The sequence below is a fragment of the Leucobacter triazinivorans genome (assembly GCF_004208635.1).
Taxonomy (GTDB): Bacteria; Actinomycetota; Actinomycetes; order Actinomycetales; family Microbacteriaceae; genus Leucobacter; species Leucobacter triazinivorans.
Map to the genome: position 1 here is coordinate 2,746,993 of NZ_CP035806.1, position 26,440 is coordinate 2,773,432.

18 protein-coding genes and 2 pseudogenes are annotated in these 26,440 nt (G+C 70.4%); 11 read left to right on the plus strand and 9 right to left on the minus strand.

What is annotated here, in order from left to right; genetic code table 11:
• Nucleotides 1–15: 15 nt before the first annotated feature.
• From pstA to pstS, 3 genes and pseudogenes are all read right to left on the minus strand, one after another.
• The gene (gene pstA, locus EVS81_RS12390) at nucleotides 16–1,110 is read right to left on the minus strand and encodes a phosphate ABC transporter permease PstA (protein ID WP_130110659.1); all 1,095 of its coding nucleotides are present in this window, start codon (nucleotides 1,108–1,110) and stop codon (nucleotides 16–18) included.
• 26 nt (nucleotides 1,111–1,136) lie between these two features.
• Entirely contained in the window at nucleotides 1,137–2,075 is a 939-nt protein-coding gene (gene pstC / locus EVS81_RS12395) for a phosphate ABC transporter permease subunit PstC (protein ID WP_130110660.1), read from the minus strand.
• Nucleotides 2,076–2,206: 131 nt separating this feature from the next.
• Nucleotides 2,207–3,310 (minus strand): annotated as a pseudogene (pstS, locus tag EVS81_RS12400) (phosphate ABC transporter substrate-binding protein PstS).
• A gap of 164 nt (nucleotides 3,311–3,474) precedes the next feature.
• Here pstS and EVS81_RS12405 point away from each other — a divergent pair.
• Nucleotides 3,475–4,704: a CapA family protein gene (locus EVS81_RS12405; protein ID WP_240739843.1), complete on the plus strand. Its 1,230-nt coding sequence runs from the start codon at nucleotides 3,475–3,477 to the stop codon at nucleotides 4,702–4,704.
• Between the two features lie 262 nt (nucleotides 4,705–4,966).
• A complete protein-coding gene (locus tag EVS81_RS12410; protein ID WP_130110662.1) occupies nucleotides 4,967–6,142 on the plus strand; it encodes a MarP family serine protease in 1,176 nt (391 codons plus the stop codon).
• Between the two features lie 103 nt (nucleotides 6,143–6,245).
• On the opposite strand, the gene EVS81_RS12415 is transcribed toward EVS81_RS12410, so the two are convergent.
• The 4 genes from EVS81_RS12415 to EVS81_RS12430 form a co-directional block, all read right to left on the minus strand.
• Nucleotides 6,246–7,223, minus strand: a complete 978-nt coding sequence (locus tag EVS81_RS12415) for an NUDIX hydrolase (protein ID WP_130110663.1) — start codon at nucleotides 7,221–7,223, stop codon at nucleotides 6,246–6,248.
• On the minus strand, nucleotides 7,220–9,370 hold the full coding sequence (locus EVS81_RS12420) for an RNA degradosome polyphosphate kinase (protein WP_130110664.1): 2,151 nt from the start codon (nucleotides 9,368–9,370) through the stop codon (nucleotides 7,220–7,222). Before EVS81_RS12420 ends, EVS81_RS12415 begins: the two co-directional genes overlap by 4 nt.
• A complete protein-coding gene (gene mshD, locus EVS81_RS12425) occupies nucleotides 9,367–10,317 on the minus strand; it encodes a mycothiol synthase (protein WP_130110665.1) in 951 nt (316 codons plus the stop codon). Before mshD ends, EVS81_RS12420 begins: the two co-directional genes overlap by 4 nt.
• 126 nt (nucleotides 10,318–10,443) lie before the next feature.
• Nucleotides 10,444–11,109 carry a winged helix-turn-helix transcriptional regulator gene (locus tag EVS81_RS12430; protein ID WP_130110666.1) on the minus strand — a complete coding sequence of 222 codons (666 nt, stop codon included), beginning with the start codon at nucleotides 11,107–11,109 and terminating at the stop codon, nucleotides 10,444–10,446.
• A 119-nt stretch (nucleotides 11,110–11,228) separates the two neighbouring features.
• On the opposite strand from EVS81_RS12430, the gene EVS81_RS12435 reads away from it, so the two are divergent.
• The 3 genes from EVS81_RS12435 (at nucleotide 11,229) to EVS81_RS12445 (ending at nucleotide 13,677) form a co-directional block, all read left to right on the plus strand.
• A complete protein-coding gene (locus tag EVS81_RS12435; protein WP_240739844.1) occupies nucleotides 11,229–11,525 on the plus strand; it encodes a hypothetical protein in 297 nt (98 codons plus the stop codon).
• 195 nt (nucleotides 11,526–11,720) lie between these two features.
• The gene (gene ygfZ, locus EVS81_RS12440) at nucleotides 11,721–12,878 is read left to right on the plus strand and encodes a CAF17-like 4Fe-4S cluster assembly/insertion protein YgfZ (protein WP_130110667.1); all 1,158 of its coding nucleotides are present in this window, start codon (nucleotides 11,721–11,723) and stop codon (nucleotides 12,876–12,878) included.
• A 43-nt stretch (nucleotides 12,879–12,921) separates the two neighbouring features.
• The gene (locus tag EVS81_RS12445; protein WP_130110668.1) at nucleotides 12,922–13,677 is read left to right on the plus strand and encodes a phosphoglyceromutase; all 756 of its coding nucleotides are present in this window, start codon (nucleotides 12,922–12,924) and stop codon (nucleotides 13,675–13,677) included.
• Nucleotides 13,678–13,740: 63 nt separating this feature from the next.
• On the opposite strand, the gene EVS81_RS12450 is transcribed toward EVS81_RS12445, so the two are convergent.
• Nucleotides 13,741–13,926: a DUF3073 domain-containing protein gene (locus EVS81_RS12450; RefSeq protein WP_130110669.1), complete on the minus strand. Its 186-nt coding sequence runs from the start codon at nucleotides 13,924–13,926 to the stop codon at nucleotides 13,741–13,743.
• 127 nt (nucleotides 13,927–14,053) lie between these two features.
• Between EVS81_RS12450 and EVS81_RS12455 the strand changes: the two genes are divergently transcribed.
• On the plus strand, nucleotides 14,054–14,677 hold the full coding sequence (locus EVS81_RS12455) for a hypothetical protein (RefSeq protein WP_130110670.1): 624 nt from the start codon (nucleotides 14,054–14,056) through the stop codon (nucleotides 14,675–14,677).
• A 376-nt stretch (nucleotides 14,678–15,053) separates the two neighbouring features.
• Here EVS81_RS12455 and EVS81_RS12460 read toward each other — a convergent pair whose 3' ends face one another.
• Nucleotides 15,054–16,361 carry a DUF445 domain-containing protein gene (locus EVS81_RS12460; RefSeq protein WP_240739845.1) on the minus strand — a complete coding sequence of 436 codons (1,308 nt, stop codon included), beginning with the start codon at nucleotides 16,359–16,361 and terminating at the stop codon, nucleotides 15,054–15,056.
• Nucleotides 16,362–16,437: 76 nt separating this feature from the next.
• On the opposite strand from EVS81_RS12460, the gene EVS81_RS12465 reads away from it, so the two are divergent.
• From EVS81_RS12465 to pip, 5 genes and pseudogenes are all read left to right on the plus strand, one after another.
• The gene (locus EVS81_RS12465) at nucleotides 16,438–20,706 is read left to right on the plus strand and encodes an efflux RND transporter permease subunit (RefSeq protein ID WP_130110671.1); all 4,269 of its coding nucleotides are present in this window, start codon (nucleotides 16,438–16,440) and stop codon (nucleotides 20,704–20,706) included.
• A gap of 102 nt (nucleotides 20,707–20,808) precedes the next feature.
• Nucleotides 20,809–20,883: pseudogene (locus EVS81_RS16265) on the plus strand (hypothetical protein); the annotation flags it as partial.
• 320 nt (nucleotides 20,884–21,203) lie between these two features.
• Entirely contained in the window at nucleotides 21,204–22,460 is a 1,257-nt protein-coding gene (locus EVS81_RS12470; RefSeq protein WP_276319066.1) for a DEAD/DEAH box helicase, read from the plus strand.
• Nucleotides 22,461–23,019: 559 nt separating this feature from the next.
• Nucleotides 23,020–25,119 (plus strand): acyl-CoA dehydrogenase family protein, encoded by a 2,100-nt coding sequence (locus tag EVS81_RS12475; protein ID WP_130110673.1) that lies wholly within the window; start codon nucleotides 23,020–23,022, stop codon nucleotides 25,117–25,119.
• A 197-nt stretch (nucleotides 25,120–25,316) separates the two neighbouring features.
• The gene (gene pip / locus EVS81_RS12480; RefSeq protein ID WP_205879333.1) at nucleotides 25,317–26,288 is read left to right on the plus strand and encodes a prolyl aminopeptidase; all 972 of its coding nucleotides are present in this window, start codon (nucleotides 25,317–25,319) and stop codon (nucleotides 26,286–26,288) included.
• Nucleotides 26,289–26,440: the final 152 nt, after the last annotated feature.

Genomic DNA, 26,440 nt, shown 5'->3' on the forward strand with positions numbered 1-26,440 from the left:
GCGCAGCCGGCGGGGTCAGCGGCCGGTCTTCGGCGCGAACCACCTCGCGATGAGGCGCGCGAGGAGGTTGAGCGCCATGACGATGAGGATCAGCAGGAGCGCCGCCGCCCAGGCGCGCTCGAGGAACGCGAAGGCCGGGTTGCCCTGGTTGGCGAACTGCGTGTAGACGAAGACGGGCAGCGACTGCATGCGATCCTGGAACAGGTTGTAGTTCATGGACGCCGTGAATCCGGCGGTGATGAGCAGCGGCGCGGTCTCGCCGATGACGCGGGCGATCGAGAGCATGATGCCGGTGGTGATGCCGGCGATCGAGGTGGGCAGGACCACCTTGACGATGGTGCGCCACTTCGGCACGCCGAGTGCGTACGACGCCTCGCGCAGCTCGTTGGGCACGAGCCGCAGCATCTCCTCGCTGGATCGCACCACGACCGGGATCATCAGCACCGACAGCGCGACGGCCCCCACGATGCCCATGCGCACGCCCGGTCCGAGGAAGAGCGCGAAGACCGCGTAGGCGAAGAGGCCGGCCACGATGGAGGGGATGCCCGTCATGACGTCGACGAGGAAGGTAATGATCTTGGCGAGCCGGCCCCTGCCGTACTCGACGAGATAGATCGAGGTCATGAGGCCGAGCGGCACCGAGATCACCGTCGCCGCGAGCGTGATCAGCAGCGTGCCGACCATCGCGTGCAGCGCGCCGCCGCCCTCGCCGGTGACGTTGCGCATCGACGAGTTGAAGAACTCCGCATCGAATCGCGCCAGGCCGTTGCCGATCACGGTGATCGACACCGAGATCAGCGGCACCATCGCGAGGAGGAACGCGCTGGTGACGAGCCCCGTGACGAGGCGATCCATCGCCTGCCGTCGACCCTCGACCGCGGTGGACATGACGGTGATCACCACGAGGTACGCGATGGCGCCGATCAGCACCGCACCGACGACCGAGAACGCTCCGCCCGAGGCGAGGGCGAGCAGGCCGAAGAGCGCGAACGATGCGACGAGCGAGGCGCCGAGTACGATCCAGGGGGTGTTGCGCGCGAGCCGGTTGCCGGCGAGCGCGGAGCCCGCGCGGACGGGGCGTACGGTGAGAGCCACGGGATCGGTCCCCATTTCTTTGCTTCTTGACTGCTGCAGCATCAGTTGGCGCCCGAGAACTCTGCCCGGCGCGAGACGATCCATCGCGCGACGGCGTTGACGAGGAAGGTCACGATGAACAGGATGAGGCCGGTCGCGATGAGCACGTTGATGTTCTCGCCGTAAGCCTCGGGGAACGAGAGCGCGATGTTCGCCGCGATCGTGGACGGATTCTCGGACGTGAGCAGGCGGAACGAGATGACGCCCGTGGCCGAGAGCACCATGGCGACGGCCATCGTCTCGCCGAGCGCGCGCCCGAGTCCGAGCATGGCCGCCGAGACGATTCCGGGGCGGCCGAAGGGCAGCACCGCGAGGCGGATCATCTCCCAGCGGGTCGCCCCGAGCGCCAGCGCCGCTTCCTCGTGCAGTGCGGGCGCCTGCAGGAACACCTCGCGGCAGATCGCGGTCATGATCGGCAGGATCATGACCGCGAGCACGAGCGCGGCGGTGAGGATCGTGCGGCCGGTACCGCTGGCGGTGCCGCCGAAGAACGGGATCCATCCGAGGTACTCGTTGAGCCACACGAACACGGGCTGCGCGGCCGGGGCGAGGACACCGATGCCCCAGAGGCCGAAGACCACGCTGGGCACGGCGGCGAGCAGGTCGACGATGTAGCCGAGCACCTGCGCCAGCTGCCGGGGCGCGTAGTGCGAGATGAAGAGCGCGATGCCGATGGAGAGGGGCAGCGCGATGAGCAGGGCGAGCGTCGCCGCCCAGACCGTGCCGAAGACGAGGGGGCCGACGTAGGCCCAGAAGTTTGAGGTGAGCAGCGAGGCGCTCTCATCGGTGGCGACGAAGGCGGGCAGGCTCCGCGCGATGAGGAAGATCGCGACGGCGGCGAGGGTGACGAGGATCATGCTGCCCGCGAACACCGCGGAGCGCGAGAACACGCGGTCGCCGAGGCTGAGCACCGGTTTTGCAGGGGCGGAGGTGGCGGTCACTGAGACTCCGGGGTGAGTGCGGACGGGTGGGGGCGGAGGGGACTGCTGCTCGAAATGCTATTCGACTTCTGCAGACGCCGCAGCGGAGCGGGCGCCGACCACGAGGGGATCGACGCCCGCTCCGAGCACGATCAGCTGATGGCGTCGATCGCGACCTGCACCTTGCTGCGGAGGTCGGCGGAGATCGGGGCGCTGCCGGCGGACTCGGCGGCAGCAGCCTGGCCGTCCTCGCTCACGATGTAGCCGAAGTACTCCTTCACCAGCTCGGCGTTGGCGGCGTCGGCGTACTGCTCGCAGCCGATGAGGTAGCTCACGAGCACGATCGGGTAGACGCCCGCCTCAGTCGAGGTGCGATCCAGCTCGATCGCGAGGTCGTTGTCGCCGCGGCCCTCCTCGAACGGCGAGGCGTCGACGATCGCGGCGGCGGCCTCCGGGGAGTAGGCGACGTACTCGTCGCCCACCTTGATCTCGACGGTGCCGAGATCGCCGGCGCGCGAGGCGTCGGCGTAGCCGATGGTGCCCACGCCGTTGGTCACGGCCTCGACGACGCCCGAGGTGCCCTGCGCGCCCTCGCCGCCGAATTCGGTGGGCCACGACTCGATCGATCCGACCGTCCACTCGTCCGCGGCGGCGGCGGACAGGTAGTCGGTGAAGTTGCCGGTGGTGCCCGACTCGTCCGAGCGGTGCACGGCGGTGATGTTGACGTCGGGGAGGTCCACGCCCTCGTTCTGCGCGGCGATGGCCGGGTCGTTCCACATAGTGATCTCACCCGTGAAGATCTTGGCGACCGTGGGCGCGTCGAGCTTCAGCGAGTCGACGCCGTCGACGTTGAAGATCACCGCGATGGGCGAGATGTAGGCCGGGAACTCGACGATGTCGCCCGTCGCGCACGCCTCGAACGGGCCGGCCTCGATCTCGTCGAGCTTGAACGCGCGATCCGAGCCGGCGAACGAGCTCGCGCCCTGCTAGAAGGTCTCGCGCCCGGCGCCCGAGCCCGTGGGGTCGTAGTTGACCGTGACGCCGGTGTGGGCGGTCTGGAACCCGGCGACCCAGGCCTCCTGTGCCGAACCCTGCGAGGACGCACCCGCGCCGACGAGCTCACCCGAGAGGGTCGACGCCGAAGCGCTGCCGTCGGCCGGGGACTCCGGCGCCGACTCGTTGGCGGCACAGGAGGTGAGCGTGAGAGCGGCGATGCCGCCGATGGCTGCGACCTTGGCGAATGCTGAAAGCTTCACTGGGGAATGATCCAATCTGAGAGCGGATGTGGGGGCATGACCACGAGCGGCCACACCCCCACGCTAGGGAAGGCGGGTGACGCGCGGTCTGCCGGCGGGTGAACAGCGGGTGAACTCGCAGGGGCGGATCAGAGCGAGAAACTCGGAACGGTAGCATGTTCTGCGTGACTCGAGTGAACAAGATCGCGGTGGCCGGAGCGGCCGTCGTCGCGCTGCTGGGCCTGGCGGGCTGCGCTCCGGAACCGGATGCCGCGCCCGTGGCCGAGCAGCCCGCGCCGGCCCCGACGCAGACGCCGGAGCCCGAACCGGAGCCGCAGCCCGGCGCCGGCCCCGACTGCCCGACCGATCACTGCGTCAGCGTGACGGTGACCGGCGACCTGCTCTTCCACGAGGGGCTGTGGAGCCAGTACGCCATTCCGACCGATGCGGAGGGGCGCAACTTCGACTTCGTGCCGCTGCTCGAGGGCCAGCGCGCCTACCTCGACCGCACCGATCTCGCGATCTGCCAGATGGAGACGCCGCTCGCGCCGGTGGGCGGTCCCTATGCGGGCTACCCGGCGTTCAGCACCCCGCCTGAGCTGGCGGCGGCGGTGGCGGAGATCGGCTACGACGTCTGCACGACGGCGTCGAATCACACGGTGGATCAGGGGACCGAAGGGCTCGTGCGCACGCTCGACCTGCTCGACGAGGCGGGGATCGCCCACACCGGCTCCTACCGCGCAGAGGGCGAGCGGGACGTGCCGCTCATCGTCGAGGCCAACGGGGTGAAGATCGCCGTGATCACCTCGACGTTCTCGCTGAACGGGCTCTACGCGGAGCACGACTGGCAGGTCGACTACCGCGAGGAGGAGCCGCGCGTCGATCCCGAGCGGGCCATCGCGAAGGCCGAGAAGGCGCGCGAGATGGGCGCCGAGATCGTGATCGGCGTGCAGCACATCGGCGAGGAGTACTGGTCGCAGCCCACGCCGGGGCAGATGGAGCTCGCGCACCAGCTGCACGACAGCGGGCAGTTCGACTTCGTCTATCAGCACCACGCGCACGCGGTGCAGCCGCTCGAGGACTACGGCGGCAAGTGGGTGCTCTACGGCACGGGCAACACCATCAGCGAGTCCGCTCCGCCAGCGCAGCAGGTGAACAACGAGTTCTTGATGACGCGAGTGCAGTTCGCCCGGCAGGACGACGGCACGTGGGTGACCAACGACGTGTCGTGGAACGCTGCGACCAATACGCAGGACGGGCAGTACCGGTGGTGCTCAGTGATGCCGGATCAGCCTCAGGGCGTGTGCCAGTCGCCGGAGTTCGACGCGGGCGTGCTCGAGCGCACCCGCGCCACCGTCAACAGCATGGGGGCCGACGGATCCGGTGCCCGGGAGTGGCTGATCACGCAGGAGTAGCGGGCGCCTCCGTCCCGTCATCCTGCGCGAGGCACGTGCCCCGTCATCCTGCGCGAGGCACGAGTCGCGTCATCCTGCGCGAGGCACGTGCCCCGTCATCCTGCGCGGGGTACGTGCCCCGTCATCCTGCGCGAGGCACGAGTCCCGTCATCCTGCGCGAGGCACGAGTCCCGTCATCCTGCGCGAGGCACGAGTCGCAGGATCCACAACTCCGGGCCGACTCCTCCACGCATCTCCCGGTTTCGCTTCGTAGAGTAGGCGCATGTCTGTCGGTCTCATCATCGACGTCGTCGTGGTGATCGTCATCGTCGCCGCGGTGGCGTCCGGCCTCGCACGCGGCCTGCTGCGCGCACTCGGCACGGTGGCCGGAATCGTGGCGGGCGGAGCGGCCGCGCTCATCGTGATGCCGATCGTCTCGGCGCGGGTGCCCGCAGCGGGCTGGAACGTCGCGGCGGCGCTCGCGGCCGGGCTCGCTGTGATCCTCATCGGCATCACCATCGGAGAGATGATCGCGCGGGCCGTGCGCCGCCCCGTGCATCGGGTGGGTCTGGGCATCGTCGATCGTCTGCTCGGCGGCGCGGCCGGTCTCGTCACGTCGATCGCTGTGCTGCTGATCCTCTCGATGAGCGTGGGGAGCACGGGTGTGCCCGGCGCCACGCAGGCGGTGTCGTCATCGACCGTGCTGCGCGCGCTCGAGCAGGCCGTCCCGGCGCCCGTCCAGTCGGCGCTGGCGCGGATCCGGTCGATCGCGATCGAGGACGGGATCCCGACCGTGCTCGACGCGGCCGGGATCGTCGACGCCGAAGTGCCCGATACCGATGCGGAGACGGAGCCTCTGCGCACGGCGTCGGCGTCGGTGCTCCGGATCACCACGAGTGCGCCGGCGTGCAGCACGTCGAGCACCGGCAGCGGCTTCGTCATCGACCAGGGACTCGTGATGACGAACGCGCACGTCGTCGCGGGTGCCGCCGAGGTCGTCGTCGAGGCGAGGAACGAGCTGCCGCGCTCGGCCGACGTCGTCTACTTCGATCCGGACGCCGACATCGCGGTGCTCTCCGCTGACGGCATCGGTGCACCGCCGCTGCCGTTCAGTGCGACTCCGGCGCCGGGGTCGACCGTGTTCTTCCAGGGGCACCCCTACGGCGGTCCTTTCGTGTCGCGCAGTGCCGCGGTACTCTCGGCCGGGCCCGCCGTGGCCACCGACATCTCCGGCACGGCAGCCGTCACCCGCTCGATGATCCGCATCGCGGGACTCGTGGAGCCCGGCAACTCCGGGGGGCCGTTGCTCACCGGCGACGGGGCGGTGGCGGGCATGATCTTCGCGCGCGGCGAAGCCGCGCCGAACGTGGGCTACGCCCTCTCGATGGAGGAGCTCGCGCCGGTGCTGGCGCTCGCGCCCGAGCTCGGGGCTCCGGTCTCCACAGGTGCGTGCGTCTGAACCGCACCGGCCGCACCCGCGGCGCCCGCCGCACCCGCCGCACCCGCGGCACCCGCCGCACCCGGCCTCGCCGCACCCGGCCTCGCCATCGGCACCGCGGGGCTCAGTGCTCCAGCGGGTAGGTCTCGACGCCGAGGATCCCGGCGTCGGGGTGGTGGCGCGAGAAGTGGAACACCGAGAACCCGGCCGGCGGAAGCGAGGCCGAGGCGTTGAGATAGGCGCCGGGGCGACTCCCCGTGGCCTGCATGAGTTCGCGTGCGAGATCCGGGAGCACGGGGCGATGACTGCAGACCACCGCGTTCTTGCCGCGGGCGACGATCTTGCCGATCCGGCGTCGCAGCGTCGTCAGGTCGCCCTCGTCCCACGCGTCCTGGCTGAGCGAGCGCTTGGCGCGCACGCGCTTGCGCAGCAACGTCGCGAGCGGTGCGACGGTGGCGAGGCAGCGCGTCGCCGTGGACGAGTAGATGCGGCGGGGCCCGAACGCCGCCAGGATAGGGGCCAGGATCTCGGCCTGCTCCTCGCCCGCCGGGGTGAGACGCCGCAGGTGGTCGGCGCGCCCCGAACCGCGTCGGGGCTCGGCCTTGGCGTGTCGCAGCAGAGTGACGGAGAACGAGTCGATCAGATCGCGCGACGCGAGGCGCAGGAACACGTCGAACAGCTCGCGATCCGCCTTGTAGCTGAGACGCTTGCGCGCAGTCTCGAGCGGCACCCACTCGATCGCCTCGACCTCGCGGTTCGGGGTGAACGTCGAGCTCTCGATCGTCTCCTCGCGCACCTTGGCGGCCCAGTACTGCACGGTCTTGGTGCGGTTGCCGCTCAACTCGTAGTGGATCGTGCCCAGGTTGATCCCGAGAGCGACCCCGAGGCCGGTCTCCTCCATCGTCTCGCGCACCGCGGCCTGGGGCATGCTCTCGCCCGGATCGAGCTTGCCCTTGGGGAACGACACGTCGCGCTGCTTGGTGCGGTGGATCAGGAGGACCAGGATGCGCGCGTCGCCGTGATCGTCGAAGACCCGGCGCCAGCACACCGTGCCGGCGGCGAGCACCTCCTCCTGCGGGGCCTGCTTGGAGCCTCCGCTCACCGGGGCCTCCGCGACCGGGCCTCGGTGCGATCGGTCATCACGAGATCCTGCAGATCGGGCAGGGGTTCGCCCTCCTCGCTCACCTCGCGTCGCATCCAGCTGCCGTCGGGCAGCATGCGCCACGACGAGACCTCGTCGCTGAACGCGAAGCCGAAGAAGCGGTCGATCCGTGCGAGATGCTCCCGGTCCGTGAGCTGCACGAGCACCTCGATCCTGCGGTCGAGATTGCGGTGCATGAGATCGGCGCTGCCGATGAAGGTTTCGCGCTCGCCCGCGTTCTCGAACGAGTAGATCCGGGAGTGCTCGAGGTACCGGCCCAGGATGGAGCGCACGCCGATGCGTTCGGACAGTCCGGGCACCCCGGCGCGGATAGAGCAGATGCCTCGCACCCAGATCTCGATGGGCACGCCCGCCTGGCTGGCGCGGTAGAGCGCGTCGATGATCGCCTCGTCGACCATCGAATTGGCCTTGAGCTTGATGCCGCTCGGGCGGCCGGCGCGCGCGTGCTCGGCCTCGCGCTCGATGCGCTCGAGCAGACCGCTGCGCAGCTGGAGCGGGGCGACGAGCAGCCGGTCGTAGTCGGTCTCGATGGCGTAGCCGGAGAGCACGTTGAACAGCTTCGTCACGTCGCGCCCCACCTCGGGCGACGCGGTGAAGAGACCGAAGTCCTCGTAGATGCGGCTGGTCTTCGGGTTGTAGTTGCCCGTGCCGATATGGCAGTAGTGCGCCAGGCGGCCGCCCTCGTCTCGGATCACCTGGACGAGCTTGCAGTGGGTCTTCAGCCCGACGAGGCCGTACACCACGTGCACACCGGCCTGCTCGAGCTTGCGGGCCCAGGTGATGTTGGCCTCTTCGTCGAAGCGGGCCTTCACCTCGACGAGCGCAAGCACCTGCTTGCCCGCCTCCGCCGCCTTGATGAGCGCCGCGACGATGGGGCTGTCGCCCGAGGTGCGGTACAGCGTCTGCTTGATCGCGAGCACGTCGGGATCGGTGGCCGCCTGCTCGACGAACGCCTGCACACTCGTCGAGAACGACTCGTAGGGGTGGTGCACGAGCACCTCGCGGCGAGCGATCGCCGAGAACGTGTCGGGCTTCTCGCTGGGCGAGCTGGTGCGGAACTGGGGCGCGGTGACCGGGATGTGCGGCTTGAACTTCAGGTCGGGGCGCGCGACGCGCGTGAGGGCGAAGAGGCCGCTCAGGTCGAGCGGCGCGGGCAGCGTGTAGACCTGCTGCTCGTCGATGTCGAACTCGCGCACGAGCAACTCGAGCGTGGCCTCGTCCATGTCGTCCGAGATCTCCAGGCGGATCGGCGGGCCGAAGCGCCGCCGCAGCAGCTCCTTCTCGAGTGCCTGGATGAGGTTCTCGGTCTCGTCCTCCTCGATCTCCATGTCCTCGTTGCGGGTGACGCGGAACACGTGGTGGTCGAGCACCTCCATGCCGGGGAAGAGGCCGTCGAGCTGATTCGCGATGAGGCCCTCGAGCGGAATGAAGCGCACGTCGTCGGCGCTCTCGCGGCGGTCCACGCGCACGTAGCGCGGGATCATCTGCGGCACCTTGAGCCTGGCGAACTCCACCTTGTCGCTGCGCGGGTTGCGCACGCGGATCGACAGGTTGAGCGCGCGTCCCGAGATGTAGGGGAAGGGGTGCGCCGGATCCACCGCGAGCGGCATGAGCACCGGGTAGATGTGGTGCTCGTAGTAGTCGGTGAGGATCTCGCGATCCGCGTCGTCGAGTTGCTCCCAGTCGACGATGCGCACGCCGGCCGCGGCGAGTTCGGGCTGTACCTGCTCGCTGAAGCAGCGCGCGTGCCGCAGCTGCAGCTCGTAAGCGGTGCGGTTGATGTCGGCGAGCACGTCGGTGGGGGCCCTGCCCACGTTGGTGGGGACGGCGAGCCCGGTCACGATGCGCCGCCGCAGACCGGCGACCCGCACCATGAAGAACTCGTCGAGGTTCGCGGCGAAGATGGCGAGGAAGTTGGCGCGTTCGAGCAGGGGCACCGACGGGTCCTCGGCGAGCTCGAGCACCCGCTGATTGAACGCCAACCAGCTCAGCTCGCGGTCGATGTAACGGTCGGCCGGCAGCTCCTCGGCGAGGCCGACCGCCGGCACCGCGTCGACGCCCGTGGTCTCGGTGTGCTCTTCGCTCATGGGTCCATTCTGGCATCGACCGCTCGCGAAGCAGGCCTCGCCCACTGACGGCTGCGTGAATCGATGGTGAACGACGCGTGCTCGTACAGGCGCACCGCCCGTTCGTTCTCCCCGTCGACGTAGAGGCTCACGCGCTGCGGGCGGCGCTGCGCCATGCGGGCGAGCGTCGCCTCGAGCAGCAGTGCGCCCAGCCCGCGACCGGCGTATTCGGGACGCACTCCCACGGCGTAGAGCTCGCACTCGTCGACCTCGCCGCTGTCGGCGCGCAGGGTCTTGATCCAGGTGGAGCCGGCGAGCTCGTCGCCGGGCTCTTCGGCGAGCAGGATGAGATCCTCAGGATCGAACCATGCCTCCTCCCGCATGAGCGCGAAGTCGGCCTCGGTGATGCGCCCCTGCTCGGGGTGCGCGGCGAAGGCCGCGGCGTTCGCGCGCACCCACGCCGCCGCATCGCCGGGGCGCGCGGGGTCGTAGGGTCGCAGCCGCAGGCCCGCGGGCGTCGGCAGCGCGAGCGGGTCGGCACCCTCACCCGGCAGCAGCGCGGGATCCAGCATCATGCGATACAGGGAGCGCACGGGCGAGAATCCCGCCCGCCGCAGGAGCGCTTCCGCGTCCGGGTTCTCGCCGTGCGCCCACGCGCGCAGCTCCGTTCCGGCCGCTCCCTCGAGCAGTGCGTCGAGCGCGGCCGTGCCGATGCCGCGGCGCCGGGCGTCCGGGTGCACGACGAGGTCGACCTCGCCCTGGCCGATCACGCCGACGGCCGCGGGCAGCGGGGCCGCCTCGGGTTCGGTGAGGAGCAGGAGGCGGCGTTGCCGCTGCACCGCCGCGAGCACTGCCTGATCGGAGATGGGGGACGCCCCGTCGGCGGCCTCCGCGTCGGCGATGACGGCGCGGGCCAGCTCGAAATCCCGATCCTCGGTCGCCTCGTGAGCCTCCAGCCGCTGCCGCATGTTCGCGCTCCCTCTCGGTGATCGACGTCTCGGGTGACCAGGCTACCCTTCCGGGGTCTTCGGCGACCCGTGATCCGCATGCCTGTCGTGCCCCGTGGGCCTGCCCCGCGCCCCGCGGCCGCGTCGCTACTCCTCGTCCTCGACCCGTGCGCGCGCGAATCCGTATCCCACCCCGCGCACCGTGCTGATGAGCCCCTCGTGATCCCCGAGCTTCGCCCGCAGGCGCCGCACGTGCACGTCGACCGTACGCGTGCCCCCGAAGTAGTCGGTGCCCCAGACCTCGCTGAGCAGCTGCTCGCGGGTGAACACGCGGCCCGGGTGCGCGGCGAGGAAGTGCAGCAGCTCGAACTCCTTGTACGTGAGATCGAGCGGCCGGCCGAAGAGCCTGGCGGTGAAATTCGATTCGTCAATGACAACGCCCGCGGCCTGGACCGCGGGCGGGGGTGCAGCTGTGGCGGGCTGCTCGAGCAGGCGCAGGCGCAGCTCGATCTCGGCGGGACTGGCCGTGGGGAGCAGCAGCTCGCTCACCCCCCACTCGGTCGTCAGGGCCGTGAGGGCCACCTCGGGCAGCACGACGACGCGCGGTGTGGCGGCCCCGTCCGCGAGGCCGAGGCACGCCGAGCGCGCGCGTCGCGCGTCGAGTGTTCCATCGATGAGGATCGCGTCGAAGCGCTCCGCCATCGTCTCCGGCACGCGGAGCGAGAGCGGTGACGTGCGCACCTCGTGGGGCAGCAGGTCGAGGCCGGGGAGGGAGTCCGCCGGATCGCGATCGGTCAGGCAGAGCAGCAGCATCGATCCGCCTCCCTTTACTGTTCGTTCGTTCCGAGGCAATAGTACTGCGGGCTCTGTTTCGCTACCGTTTCGCCGAGGTTACCCGGCGGCTGCGGCAGCGCGTATGGGAGGATGGAGGGGTGAGCACACCCGAAGACGTTCCGGAGATGCCGACCGCGCACTCCTGGCACATCCCGCGCCTGATCGTGGCGTGGGCGGTGGCCGCGGTGATCGGGGTGCTCGTGACGATCTTCGTCTCCGGGGAGGCGCGGTTCTCGTGGCTCGCCTTCGCGATCGGGGTGAGCACGCTCGTCACGTTCGGGCTGCAGATCGGCACGGCGCAGCGCGAGGGCTTCATCACGAGAGTCGCGTTCAGCGTGGCGGGATCCGTGCTGGTGATCGCGGTGATCGACGTGATCGGCCTGCTGATCGGCTGACCCGGCGGATCGCTCGCGGTCCCGCTCGATCACGCTCGGTGTAGACTGACGGCATGCTTCTCGCGCTCGAACTCTTCTTCCTCGGACTTCTCGGTCTGGCCTCGCTGGCCATCGCTTGGGTCTCCGGCACGGTCATCTACAAGCTCTTCAAGGGACAGCGCTGAGCCCCTGCCGGCGCGATTCGCGCGACGAACGATGAACCCGTTCCTCGATCTGTCCGGCGCCGTCGCCGATCCGGCAACCGGTGTCGCAGCCCATTACGGCGAGCCGCTGCCAGAGCAGCGCGCGCTCGAAGCGGGTCGCGCCGTGGTCGATCTCTCCCACCGGGGAGTGGTCACCGTCTCGGGCGCCGATCGGCTGAGCTGGCTGCACTCGATGACGAGTCAGCAGCTGCTGGGCCTGCGACCGGGGGAGAGCGTCGAGACGCTGCTGCTCGACGCAAATGGGCGGATCGAGCGGGCGATCCGCTTGGTCGACGACGGCGAGCGGAGCTGGCTGCTGGTCGATGAGGGATCCGCCGAGCCGCTCGTCGCGTTCCTGCTGCGCATGCGATTCGCGTTGCGCGTCGACGTGCACGACGTCTCGTCCGAGTTCGCGGCGGTGCTGGCGTTCGCGGGGCCCGCGGCCGAGGCGCTGCGCGCGGCCCAGCCGATCGTGGAGTGGCGCGACCCGTGGGCGGAGGTGGCGCCGGGCGGCGTGCAGTACGCGACCGGAGAGCATCCCGCCGAGGCGTGGAGTGCGGCGCAGTTCGTCTTCCCGCGCGAACGGCTCGCCGAGATCGCGAGTCTCGTGGCGGGTTCGGCCGCTGCGTCGGTGCGGGGCGCCGAGCGACTGCGCGCGGCCGGACTGCTGGCCCTCGACGCGCTCGAGGTGCGCGCCTGGCGCCCTGCGCAGCACGCCGATGTCGACGAGCGCGCGATCCCGCACGAATTCGACTGGCTGCGCACATCCGTGCACCTGACGAAGGGGTGCTACCGGGGGCAGGAGACGGTGGCGAAGGTGCACAACCTCGGTCATCCCCCGCGTCGGCTCGCGATGCTGCACCTGGACGGCTCGGGCGGCGAGCTGCCGGTGCCGGGCGCGCTCGTGTATCTTGCCGGGACTGCCGGAGAAGCCGACGCGCGTCCGGTCGGCCGGGTGACGCGGTCCGTGCTGCACCACGAGTGGGGAGGTATCGCGCTCGCGCTGCTGAAGCGTTCCGTGGATGAGGACGCGCGCCTGGAGGTGCGCGGCGGGGCAGATGGCGGGGATCCCGGAGCTGCGCCGGGCGAGATCATCGCCGCGGCCCAGGAGGTCATCGTTCCCGTCGGTGCAGGATCGGTGCGCGAGATCCCACGACTCAAGCGCCTCTGAGGTCCGCGCTGAGCGTGCCGCCGCGGCTGGATAGACTGGAATCATGACGAATACGCTGATCCTGCTCCGCCACGGCCAGAGCGAGTGGAACCAGAAGAACCTGTTCACCGGCTGGGTCGATGTGCGGCTCACGGAACTGGGTCGCGGCGAGGCGGCGCGAGCCGGCGAACTGCTCGCGGATGCGGGCCTGCTGCCCGACGTGCTCTACACCTCCGTGCTCAGCCGGGCGATTCAGACCGCCAATCTGGCGCTCGACACCGCTGATCGCCTGTGGATCCCGGTACGACGCTCCTGGCGGCTCAATGAGCGCCACTACGGTGCGCTGCAGGGCCTCGATAAGGCCGAGACGCTGCAGCAGTACGGCGAGGAGCAGTTCATGGAGTGGCGCCGCTCCTTCGACACCCCGCCGCCGGCGCTGGAGGACTCGAGCGAGTGGTCGCAGTCGCGGGATCCCCGCTACGCGGGGATCGACGGCGAGCCGCCGCGGACCGAGTGCCTGAAGGACGTCATCGAGCGCCTCGTGCCCTACTGGGAGGGCGAGATCCTGCCCGACCTCACCTCGGGCAAGACCGTGCTCATCACTGCGCACGGCAACTCGTTGCGCGCGCTGGTGAAGCACCTCGACGGCATCTCGGACGCCGACATCGCCGGCCTGAACATCCCGACGGGCATGCCGCTCGTGTACGAGATCGACGATCGCGGCGTGCCGGCGGGCCCGGGCCGCTACCTCGATCCCGAAGCGGCTGCAGCGGGCGCAGCGGCTGTCGCGGCGCAGGGCGCGCAGGGCGCGCAGGGCTGACCGCAACGGCGAAAGGGCCGCTTCCAGGGGAGCGGCCCTTTCGCGTCTCGGAGACGACGGCGCTCAGCGCTCGTCGTCGTCCTCGGTGTTGTACTTGCTCGCGTACTCTTCCCAGGGGTCCTCGTTCGCGTTGCGCTCGGCGTTCCTGGCGAGCTCCCGCTCGAGCTCGGAGAGGTCCGTATTGGGGCTGAAGTACTTCAACTCCCTGGCTACCTTGGTGTGCTTTGCCTTCTGACGGCCGCGCCCCATGCGTGACCCCCTTACACATTCAGGCCCCGCGGTAGAACACCGCGAGGCAGTACCAATTCACTAGACGTATGGAGCAGATTCTAGCATGGTCGGTCGAACCCAGCAGCGGGGCCATTACGATGAAGGAATGACTTCGCGGCGCCCGTTCAGGATCGTGCTCATCGCGGTGCTGGTGATCGCTGCCCTGGTGCTCGTGGGGGTCCTGGCCGTGCTCCTCCCGATCCTCATGCACCGGAGCGCAGGGGGTTCGGGTCAGGATCTCCCGACGGAATATGTCTCCGAGTCGAGCGCGACGGGGGCTGACGGACGTACCCGGGTGCTGGCGGCGGCAGGGCCCGAAGGTGGACCCGCGGATCTCTCCGCGCTGCGCCCCGGGCAACGGGTGATCGTAACCGGGGACGGCTTCGATGCCGGGATCGGCATATATGTCGCGATCTGCGCGATTCCGGATGCTCCGGACCAGAAGCCCGGCCCCTGTCTCGGCGGGATCCCGGAGGGCGCCCAGACCGGCGAGGCCGAGGCGAGCGGGCTGTCGAGCGCCTGGGTCACGGACGATTGGGCCTGGCGCGCCTTCGCCACCCACGACTACGGCGCCGATGGATCGTTCGAGGTCGAGCTGACCGTCCCGAGCCCGGTGGGCGAGACGCTCGACTGCCGGGTCGAGCGCTGCGCGATCGCGACCCGGTCGGACCACACGGCCGCCGGCGATCGTGTGCAGGACATGCTGCTCCCGGTCGCCTACGCGCAGTAGCCGATCCCCGCCTCTGCTCGCCGCGCCCCGCCCCGCCCCGGCCCGGGTTGTCCGTCCCCACGGCCCGCCCGGTCCGCCCGGCTTGCCCCCACACATCCCGGCCCGGCCCGCCTGCCCGGCCCGCCTGCCCGGCCCGTCGCCTCGCCGCGCCCCGGTCCGGCCCGCCCGGCTCGCCCCTCACAACCCGGCCTGCCCCGCACTTCGCGCGCCAGTTGTCGCTGCTTCCCACGAGTTTTGCCAACAACTACTGACGCGCGAAGATCAGGCTCGGCCCTCGGCCCTCGGCCCACGGTCCACGGCCCACGGTTCTCGGCTCGGGCGGGCCGGCGAGCCGGCGAGCCGGCCGGGCGAGCCGGGGCGAGCCGGGGGAGAGCGATCAGCGCACGGGGAACGCGGAGGCGACCAGCGTCGCGATCGAGTAGATGGCGAGACCCGCGAGGGATCCGACGACCGTGCCGTTGATCCGGATGAACTGCAGGTCCCTGCCCACCTGCAGCTCGATCTTCTCCGCGGCCTCTTGCGCGTCCCAGCGCTGCACCGTCTCCGATACGACGTTCGCCAGGTCGTGCCGGTAGTTGCGCACGAGGTGCTCCACCACGCTCATCACCCAGACATCGATCTTGTACTGCAGGGTGGGATCCGCGAGCAGCTTGCGGCCGAAATCCTGCAGCGCTCCGGTGATCCGCCGCCGCAGCTCGCTGTCCGGATCCTCGAGCATCTCCTCGAGCGCGGTGCGGGCGGCCTCCCACGTGCTGGCGGCCAGGGCGCGGATGCGCGGACTGTCGAATACCTCGTGCTTGAACCGCTCGAGCTGCGCCTGCAGCTGCTCCTCCCGCTGGAGATCGCGGGCGAGATCCGAGAGGAAGCGTCCGACTGCCAGGCGGAACGGGTGCTCGGGCTCGGCGGCGACGTGCTGCGCGAAACGCACGGCCTCGGCGTGCAGCCTGTCGTCGACGAAGCGGTTCACCGCGCTCGGTACCCAGGTCGGCATGCGGGAGGAGACGATTCGATCGAACGCTTCGGGATGACCGACCAGCCACTCCTCGAAGCGGTTCGCGGCGATGTCGATCAACGCCTCGTGGTGCCCGCCGTCGAGGAACGACTCGGCGGCGCGCCCGAGCAACGGGCCCCACTCCGGATCGACGACGTGGCGTCGTACCAGGGCTTCGATGAGCTCTTGCACGTCGTCGTCGCTCACGACGGCGAGCGCGCCGAGCGTCGCGCTCGCCAGCATGTCGCCGGCGCGCTCGGCGTTGGCGCGCTGCTCGAGCCACTGCCCAGCGGCGCGCGCGCCGCTGATCCGGGAGAGCTTGTCGTGCACGACCTCGTCGGCGAGGAAGTTCTCTTCGATGAACGAGCCGAGGCCGGCACCGATGTCGTCCTTCTTGTTCGAGATGAGGTTCGTGTGGGGGATGGGCAGGCCGAGCGGTCGCCTGAAGATCGCGGTGACGGCGAACCAGTCGGCGAGCGCGCCGACCATCCCTCCCTCGCTCGCGGCCCGGACGAAGCCGAGCCACGGGTAGCGCTCCTGCAGCGCGAACGACACGACGAACACCGCAGCCATGGCGAGCAGCAGCGCGAGCGCGATGCCCTGCATCCGGCGCAGCTCGGCGAGCCGTTCGAAGTCGGCGGGGGTGACGGCTCCCAGCGTGCGCTGTGCGCGGCGGTTTCGAGGCATCGGCATGCACAGCATTATCGCGCGATACGGAGGGGCGCGGTCCCGATCCTGACTGTCGGCGGTGCATGAAATAATCGTTCGCATGCACCTGCTCACGGCGTTCAGCCTCAAGAATCGCGCACTGATCGCCCTGGTCACCGTCGTCGCCGCCGTGTTCGGCTTCATCGGCGTCGGGTCGCTCAAGCAGGAACTCATGCCATCCGTGGAGTTCCCCACGATCGCGGTGGTCACCGCCTATCCGGGTGCGTCGCCAGAGGTCGTCAACAACGACGTCTCCGGCCCCGTCGAGACCGCGTTGCGCGCGGTACCGAATCTGGAGAGCACGACCGCGACGTCGAGCACGGGCTCGTCGATGGTGCTCGCCGAGTTCACCTACGGCGTCGACCTCGCCGCCACGGAGCAGAAGGTGGAACGCGCGATCAGCCGCATCTCGCAGCTGCTGCCCGAACAGAGCGACACGCAAGTGCTCACCGGCGGGATCGACGATTTCCCCGTGATCCAGATCGCCGTCACCCCGCCCGAGGGAGAGACGCCCGAGCAGGCAGCGCAGCTCGTCGAACGCGTCGCGATCCCGGATCTCAGCGACCTCGACGGGGTGCGCGAGGCGCAGCTGACCGGGGTGAGAGAGGACCGCGTCACGATCGAACCCGACCCCGCAGCCCTCGCCGCACAGGGCATCGGGGAGCAGGCGATCACCGACGCGCTGCAGCAGAGCGGTGTGCTCGTCGCCGCGGGTACGGTAGAGGACGGGGAGCGCACGCTCGCCGTGCAGGCGGGCTCGACGCTGCAGTCGGCCGACGAGATCGCTGCACTCCCGATCCCTCGCAGCGCCGAGGCGATCGCCGCCGAGCAGCAGGCGATCCTCGAGGCTTCGCAGCTGCCCGGGCAGGGGTTTCCGGCCGCAGACCCGTCCGCTGAACCTCTCGCCCCCGCGACGCCGCTCACCATCGGCGACGTCGCAGACGTGCGCCTCGAGCCGGGGCCTCAGCAGAGCATCTCCCGTGTCGACGGAGCGCCCGCGCTCACGATCGCGGTGACCAAGGTGTCGGCGGCGAACACCGTGGAGGTGTCGCACGCGGTGCAGGAGACCCTCGACGAGCTGCAGGATCAGCTGGACGGCGCAACGCTCACCGTGATCTTCGACCAGGCACCCTACATCGAGGAGTCGATCCACACCCTCACCACCGAGGGGCTCCTGGGCCTCGTGTTCGCCGTGCTCGTGATCCTCGTCTTCCTGCTCTCGGTGCGTGCGACGCTCGTCACCGCGATCTCGATCCCAACCTCGGTGCTGCTCACCTTCGTCGGTCTCAACTTCGCCGAGTACAGCCTCAACCTGCTGACGCTCGGCGCGCTCACCATCTCCATCGGCCGCGTCGTAGACGACTCCATCGTGGTCATCGAGAACATCAAACGGCACATGGCCGACGGCGGCGACCGGATGCGCACCATCATCGAGGCCGTGCGCGAGGTGGCGGGGGCGATCACCGCCTCGACCATCACCACGGTCGCGGTCTTCCTGCCGATGGCGTTCGTCGAGGGCATGGTCGGCGAGCTCTTCCGGCCGTTCGCATTCACGGTGACGATCGCGCTCGCGGCGTCTCTGTTCGTCTCGCTCACGATCGTTCCGGTGCTCGCATACTGGTTCCTGCGCGGCGATCGCCCCAAGCGCCGCGCCACGGCCGTCGGTCCTCAGGCCGAGCGGGCCACCGCGCTGCAGCGGGGCTACCGACCGATCATCGAGTGGACGCTGCGGCGGCCGGCGGTCACGATGCTCATCGCCGTGCTCGTCTTCGGCGCCACCATCGCGGCTGCGTCGAGCCCCCTTATGAAGACCAACTTCCTCGGCGCAGACGAGCAGAACTCGGTGGGGCTCGTGCAGACCCTCGAGCCGGGCACGAGCCTCGACGCCCAGTTGGCGCAGGCGGAGCGGGTCGAGGAGGCGCTCGCAGGCGTCCCTGCCGTGGAGACCGTGCAGGTGACCATCGGCAGTGCCGGTGGCGGCATGTCGGCGCTCTTCGGCGGCGGGGGAGACGGATCGGTGAGCTACTCGCTCACCACCGACCCCGACGCTGATCAAGCGGTCGTGCAGGACGATATCCGCACCGCGGTCGACGCGCTCGACGATGCGGGGGAGTTCTCCCTGGGGCAGTCTGGCGGGGGCGTCGCCATGTCGAGCGCCATCGAGGTGAACGTCTCGGCTCCGGATCAGGAGACGCTGCGCGAGGCCAGCGAGATCGTCACCGCCGAATTGCGGGAGAGCCCCGAGCTGCAGCAGGTGGAGAGCGACCTCGCACAGTCGCGCCCGTATTTGCGCGTGACCGTGGACCGCACCGCCGCGGCCGCCGCCGGTCTCACGGAGGCGGGAGTGGCCGGCCAGCTCGCGCAGCAGATGCAGCCGCGCCAGATCGGCCGGATCACGATGGATGCCGACAGCGTCGACGTCTACCTCGCGAGCGGCGTCGCCCCGGACGATCAGGCCGGAGTGGCCGCGCTCCAGATCCAGACCGCGCTCGGCCCGCAACGCCTCGACGCGCTCGCGGAGATCGAGGTCGCGGACGGGCCGGTGACCGTGCGCACCGAGGACGGTGCGCGCATGGTGACGGTCTCGGCGCTCCCGGGCGACGACGATCTCGGCACGGCCGGCGCTGCGGTCGATGCGGTCATCGAGTCCGTCGAGCTGCCGGCGGGCGCGACGGCGGGCGTCGGCGGGGTGCTCGCGCAGCAGGGCGAGGCGTTCCAGCAGCTGGGACTCGCGCTGCTGGCCGCGATCCTCATCGTCTACGTGGTGATGGTGGCGACGTTCCGCAGCCTGCTGCAGCCCCTGCTGCTGCTCGTGTCGGTGCCGTTCGCCGCGACGGGCGCGATCCTGCTGCTCATCGCCACCGGGATCCCGCTCGGCGTCGCCTCGCTCATCGGCGTGCTCATGCTCATCGGCATCGTGGTCACCAATGCGATTGTGCTCATCGACCTCGTCAACCAGTATCGGGATCGCGGAGACGCGCTTCGGGACGCGGTGCTGCACGGTTCGCTGCAGCGTCTGCGCCCCATCGTGATGACCGCGCTCGCCACGATCTTCGCGCTCACGCCGATGGCGCTCGGCATCACGGGCAAGGGCGGGTTCATCTCGCAGCCGCTCGCCGTGGTGGTGATCGGCGGCCTGCTGTCGTCGACCGCCCTCACGCTCATCGTGCTGCCGACGCTCTACTACGTCGTGGAGCGGCGACGCGAGGGAGGTGCGCGCCGTCGCCGAGCGCGGCGTCGGGGATCGTCGCCCAGCGGGGGCGGGGCGGCGGCAGCCGTTGACGCGGGTGCCGTGTCGGGTGCCGGTGCGGCCGCCGGTGCGGGTGCGGGTTCGGTGGAAACAGCCGGTGCGGCCGCAGCGGCCGGAGGTGCCGGATCGACCGAGGCATCCGAACCGGAGTTCGCCGTCGCGTCGGAGGACGGCGGTGCTCCGCTCGGCGACCGCGTCCCTGGTGTGGAGGCATCGAGCGATCCAGAGTCAGTGCCCGCGCACGCGCCGGAGTCGGTGCCCGTGCCGGATTCGGAGCCCGCGCCGGTGCCGGAGCCGATGGCCACGCCTGCGCCCGTGCCCGCGGTCGCCGATGAGGCGACTCGGCAAGCGATCCTCGAAGAACTCCTTCGCGCCGGGCTGTCTGCTCCCGAGATCTCTGGCGAGTCCGCAGGCGGGCCCGGCAGCGCGCCCGCCCAGCACGCGCGAGCGCACGATGCACCGGAGGGTGCAGCGCACGCGGAGCCGGAGGCGGCGTCCCAGACCGAGTACGACGAGGCAGGGCCCGAGACTGCTCAGATGTCGTTGGCGCTCGCCGATCTTGGCTTTACGGGGGCGGAGAATCCGCTCTCCGACGTTGCAGACGAGGCGCTGCGCGAGGAGGCTGAGCCGCTGCGCGGGGAGGCTGAGGCGCTGAGTGAGGAGGCTGAGCCGCTGAGTGAGGAGGCTGAGCCGCTGCCCGAGGCGGTTGCCGAGACGGGGTCTGTGCCGCTCGTGCTGCCCGAACCCGTCCAGGCGCACACCGCGGCAGACGACCCTCGAGCCGCGGCTGATCCGGAGTCCGGCGACGAAGCCCTGTCTGAACCAGGTGCTGTTCCGCAAGCCGAATCGGGCGCGGAGCCGGATCCCGCGCATGGCGATGCCGCGTACAGGCGCGAGGACCCTATTGCCCCGCCGCCAGTGACGGGTGAACTCGACTGGGAGCAGCTCATGTGGCAGGCGACGCAGGAGATCGACGACGAGGACGATGAGCACGGCGAGTCGGCGCGCGGAGCCGATGACGGCGACGGGTCGGTCGAGGATTCCGGGGCGAGCGAATCGACGACCGGCCGGGGGGAGTAGCGATGGCGGCGAAGGGACGGCGCGGCTATCGGCCGCCCGCCAACTACGAGCCCGGGCGTGCGCCGGGCCGGCGCAACCGATGGGCCGGGCGCGCATCTGCCGATGGGCGGCCGGACTCTGACGACAGGCGTTCGGACTCTGGCGACAGGCGTTCGGACTCTGGCAACAGGCGTTCGGACTCTGGCGACAGGCGTTCGGACTCTGGCAACAGGCGACCGAACCCTGCCGAGGGGCGGCTGGATCCCGATGCACCGCGAGCCGCACGCCCAACGGGGCGGGAGCGCGGCGGGAGCGGTGCAGATGCTACCCGCGGCTCATCGGCAGAACGTCCAAGAGCCCGCGTCTTCGCCTTCGACAGCGACGGAGCGTCTCGCCAGAAACCCGCCTCGCTCCCGCGAGAGGGACGCGCAGAACCGCGCCGCGACGCCTCCTCTGGCCACGGCCGCACCTTCGAGCGCCTCACGGCCCGACGCACGACCGCGGCAGACGCCGAGGGCGTGTCGTTCGTCGACCTCGGCCTGGGCGGCAACATCGTGCGCACGCTCGGCGAACTCGGCGCGCTGCGACCCTTCCCGATTCAGGCGGCCACCATCCCGGACGCGCTGCGCGGGCGGGATGTGCTCGGTCGCGCGCGCACCGGATCGGGGAAGACGATCGCCTTCGGATCCGCGCTCGTGGAGCGACTGCTGCGCCTGAAGGCGGAGGGCGCGTTCGCGAGCGATCCCGCGCCCGTCAGACAACGGCCGAAACGCGGCGAGCGTCGGGACCGCGCACCCCGCCGGGCAGTGCGCAAGCCGAAGGCGCTGATCCTCGCCCCGACGCGCGAGCTCGCGCTGCAGATCGATCGCACGGTGCAGCCGATCGCGCGCTCCGTCGGCTTCTTCACGGCTCAGCTGGTGGGCGGCGTGCCGATCGACCCGCAGGTGCACGCGCTCGAGCGCGGTGTCGACGTCGTCATCGGCACGCCGGGCCGCGTGCGGGATCTCGTCGAGCGCCGGCGCCTCGACCTGCGTGAGGTGCGGATCTCGGTGATCGACGAGGCAGACCACATGTGCGAGCTCGGCTTCCTCGAACCGGTGCAGTGGATCCTGCGCCAGACGGAACGCGGCGGACAGCGGCTGCTCTTCTCGGCCACACTCGACAGCGGCGTCTCCGAGCTCGTGGGCGAGTTCTTGCGCGACCCCGCGGTGCACGAGACCGAGGAGAGCGGCGAGGGCACCGTGCGACACCGGGTGCTCGTCGTGCTGCGCGAGCACAAGGATCGAGCGCTCGTCGAATTGGTCTCGCAGCCCGGCCGCGCCTCCGGCAGCGCCTCCGGCAGCGCCTCCGGCAGCGGATCCGGAGCCGCGCGCACGCTGGTGTTCTGCCGCACCCGGGCCTATGCGGAGCGCGTGGCCGAGATGCTCGCAGAGGCGGGGGTGCGGGTCACGGCGCTGCACGGGGACCTGAGCCAGGCGAAGCGCGAGCGCAACCTGGAGCGGTTCTCGTCGGGCGGCGCCGCGGTGCTCGTGGCGACCGACGTGGCAGCTCGGGGGATCCACGTCGACGACGTCGACCTCGTGCTGCAGGCGGACCCTCCAGACGAGGCGAAGACCTATGTGCACCGGGCCGGCCGCACGGGGCGCGCCGGCAACGATGGGCTCGTGATCACCCTGATCCCGCGCACCCGGCAGAAGCGCACGCGCGAACTGCTCGAGACCGCCGGTATCGAACCGGAATTCTTCGGAGATTTCGAGCCCGCGGGTGCCGCGTAAGAGAAAACGCGCCAGCGTTTTCGCGCGGTGCGCGCCGGGGCCACCGCCCCGGGCGCTGTAACAAAGCGGAGCTTTGCGCGCCGACGGCGCTGAGCGCGCCCTCGCGCTCAGGCGACGCGCGAAGCGCGGAGCTGGGTGCCGCGTAAGAGAAAACGCGCCAGCGTTTTCGCGCGGTGCGCGCAGGGGCCACCGCCCCGGGGTGAGGTGCTCGGTCGCCTGCTCTCCCCGTCATCCTGCGCGGAGCGAGCGCAGCGAGCGCAGTCGCAGGATCCATGCAGGGCGGAACCCGCGAGCGATGGCCTCTGCCGCGGTGCGCAGGTCGACGAACGACTCGAGACGCGGTCCCAGGCGCGCCTTACCGAGTGGAGATCACCTCCAGTTCGGCGGAGCAGTTTTTGGTTGATGTCTACAATGCTTCCGGTGGCGTGAGTGAGCCTCGATTGTGCGCGGTGGAGCGCGCGGTTGTGAGTGTCGGCGGTCCCTCCTAACCTGGCAGCATTCGGAACCGGGAATCGTGCCTCGAGCGGGCGATCCCGAAGGCCATGTCGAAGGAGCAGTGATGAGCGACACCCACACCCTGCCGGATCCCCGCATCGACGCCCAGACGGTCGGCGACGCGCTGCTCGGCAAGTGGAAGCGGGAGCGACTGGAGTCCCGCCGTCTCGCCGAGGATCCGCGGCTGCACACGATCCCCGGGCAGTCGATGCCCGAACACCGGGAGCGCACCCTGGGCCAGCTCGGCATTCTCGTCGAGGAGGGCGCGATCCAGCGCGCCTACCCGAGCGATCTGGGCGGCGGCGACAACCACGGCGGCAACATCGCGGCCTTCCAGGAGCTCGTGCTCGCCGATCCCTCGCTGCAGATCAAGAGCGGCGTGCAGTGGGGGCTCTTCGGCGCCGCGATCCTGCATCTCGGCACGCGTACGCATCACGAGAAGTGGCTGCCCGACGTCATGAGCCTCAAGCTGCCGGGGGCGTTCGCCATGACCGAGATCGGTCACGGCTCGGATGTGGCGTCGATCGGCACGACGGCCACCTACGATCCCGACACCGAGGAGTTCGAGATCCACACGCCCTTCACCGGCGCGTGGAAGGACTACCTCGGCAATGCCGCTCTGCACGGACAGGCAGCGGTGGTCTTCGCGCAGCTCATCACGCGCGGTGTCAATCACGGCGTGCACGCGTTCTTCGTGCCGATCCGCACCCCTGAGGGCGAGATGCTGCCGGGCGTCGGCAGCGAGGACGACGGGGTGAAGGGAGGCCTCAACGGCATCGACAACGGCCGTCTGCACTTCACGCACGTGCGCGTGCCTCGCGAGAATCTGCTCAATCGTTACGGCGATGTCGCGGCCGACGGCACCTACTCCTCGGAGATCGAGAGCCCCGGCCGTCGTTTCTTCACCATGATCGGCACTCTCGTGCAGGGGCGGGTCTCGCTCGACGGCTCAGCGGTGCGTGCGATGGAGGCGGCGCTGACCATCGCGATCCGCTACGGCAGCGAGCGGCGCCAGTTCCCCGGCGCATCCGGGCGCGAGACGGTGCTGCTCGACTACGGTCAGCACCAGCGGCGGCTCCTGCCGCGGCTCGCGCAGACCTACGCCATGGCATTCGCCGACGAGCGACTGCTCACCGTCTTCGACGAGGTCTTCTCAGGCGCCCGCGACACCGATGAGAATCGGGAAGACCTCGAGACGCTCGCCGCCGCGCTGAAGCCACTGTCGACCTGGGCTGCGCTCGATACGCTCCAGGAGGCGCGGGAGGCCTGCGGCGGGGCGGGCTTCATGGCGAAGAACCGTCTGGTGGGGCTGCGAGCCGACCTCGACATCTACGTCACGTTCGAGGGCGACAACAACGTGCTGCTGCAGCTCGTGGGCAAGCGCCTGCTCACCGACTACGCCGCGCAGTTCAAGCCGGGCGACCGGGCGGCCATCGCGAAGGCCGCAGCCGCGCAGCTGGGCGACCGCGTGAGTCGATTCGGACTGCGGCAAATGGGTCAGAGCATCGCCGATCTCGGCCAGGTCTCGCGCTCGGTGGAGAGTCTGCGCAGCACCGAGGCGCAGCGGGAGCTGCTTACGGATCGCGTGCAGACGATGGTCTCAGAGATCGCGCTCGCGCTGCGCGAAGCCACCAAGGGCATTCCCAAGGGCGACTCGCGTGCGCGGGCGATCGCGAACGAAGAGGCCTTCAACGCGCAGCAGCACAAGCTCATCGAGGCCGCTCGAGCGCACGGCGAGCTGCTGCAGTGGGAGGCCTTCACCGAGGGCATCGAGCAGGTAGACGATCCCGGTTCCCGTCAGGTGCTGACCTGGCTCCGCGATCTTTTCGGACTCGGGATCATCGAGCGCAACGCCGCTTGGTACCTCGTGGCGGGCCGTATCTCGGGGCAGCGCGCCGAGGCCGTCACCGCGTACATCGATCGGCTCATCGCCCGCCTGCGGCCGCACGCCCTCGACCTCGTCGACGCGTTCGGGCTCACCCCGCAGCTGCTGCGCGCCGAGATCGCCACCGGCATCGAGGCGGAGCGTCAGGAGGAGGCGCGCGCCTACGTCGAGGCGCGCATCGCGGAGGGCACCTGGCCGATACACGAGAAGGAGCTGCGCAAGCGGGATCAGGAGCGTGCGCGCGCCGAGGAGCGCGTGCAGGCGAAGACGAGCGCGTAGGGACGCCATCGGTCTCTGCGGTTCGGGCGGCACAGCGGGCGACACGGCGCGGCTCGGCGCGCCGGGGCAGGAATCCGCAGGGACCGCGGGGACGCCGGTGCGGGGCTTCGGAGAAGCCGGGACGGGGCCGCAGCGACGCCTGGGCAGGGCTCGCAGTGTGGCCGTGGCGGGGAGCCCGCAGGGAATAGGGTGGGTCCATGTCTGAACTGCGCGCGCTCTACCCGCCCGTCGAACCCTACGCGTTCGGTCGTCTCCCCGTCGGAGACGACCACCAGGTGTTCTGGGAGACGAGCGGCAACCCGGAGGGCAAGCCGGTCGTCTTCCTGCACGGCGGGCCCGGTGGCGGCTGCAGCCCCGACCACCGCCGCTACTTCGACCCGGAGCGCTACCGCATCGTGCTCTTCGATCAGCGCGGCTGCGGGCGCAGCACGCCGCACGCGAGCGCGCCCGATGCCGATCTGTCCGCGAACACCACCTGGCACCTCGTCGCCGACATCGAACGGTTGCGCGAGCACCTCGGCGTCGATCGCTGGCAGGTCTTCGGGGGATCCTGGGGGTCGACGCTCGCCCTCGCCTACGCCCAGACGCACGCCGATCGGGTGACGGAGCTGGTGCTGCGCGGCATCTTCACCCTGCGCCGCAGCGAGATCCGCTGGTTCTATCAGGAGGGCGCGTCGCAGCTGTTCCCCGACGCGTGGGAGGAGTACCTCGCGGTGATCCCCGAGTCGGAGCGCGACGACCTGGTCGCCGCATACCGCCGCAGACTCTTCGACGAGGATCCGACGGTGCACGTGCCCGCCGGCGTCGCCTGGACCGTCTGGGAGAACTCGACGATCCGCCTCGTGCCCGATGCGGCGGGGATCGCCGCCGCGCGGGAGGACACCGCGGCGGCCGTCGCGTTCGCGCGTATCGAGAACCACTACTTCTCGCACGGCGGCTGGATGGAGGACGGGCAGCTGATCCGCGACGCCGCAGAAAAACTCGCGGGGATCCCGGGCGTGATCGTGCAGGGGCGCTATGACGCCTGCACCCCGCCCCGCACGGCGTGGGACCTGCACCGGGCGTGGCCTCAGGCCGAGTTCGAGATGGTGCCCGACGCCGGCCACGCGGCGAGCGAGCCCGGGATCGTCGACGCCCTCGTGCGTGCGACCGATCGTTTCGCGGCGTAGGGTCTCGCTCGCTCTCTGCGCCCGCTCATGCGCGGTGTGCCTCCGCCGAGATCCCGTTTCTCGCCGGATCAGGTGCAGGTGAGCGGCAGGAAATGGGATCTCGCGAGGGATGGGAGCTGCTCGAGCCGCGGCTGGCCGGGTCTCGCGGCCAT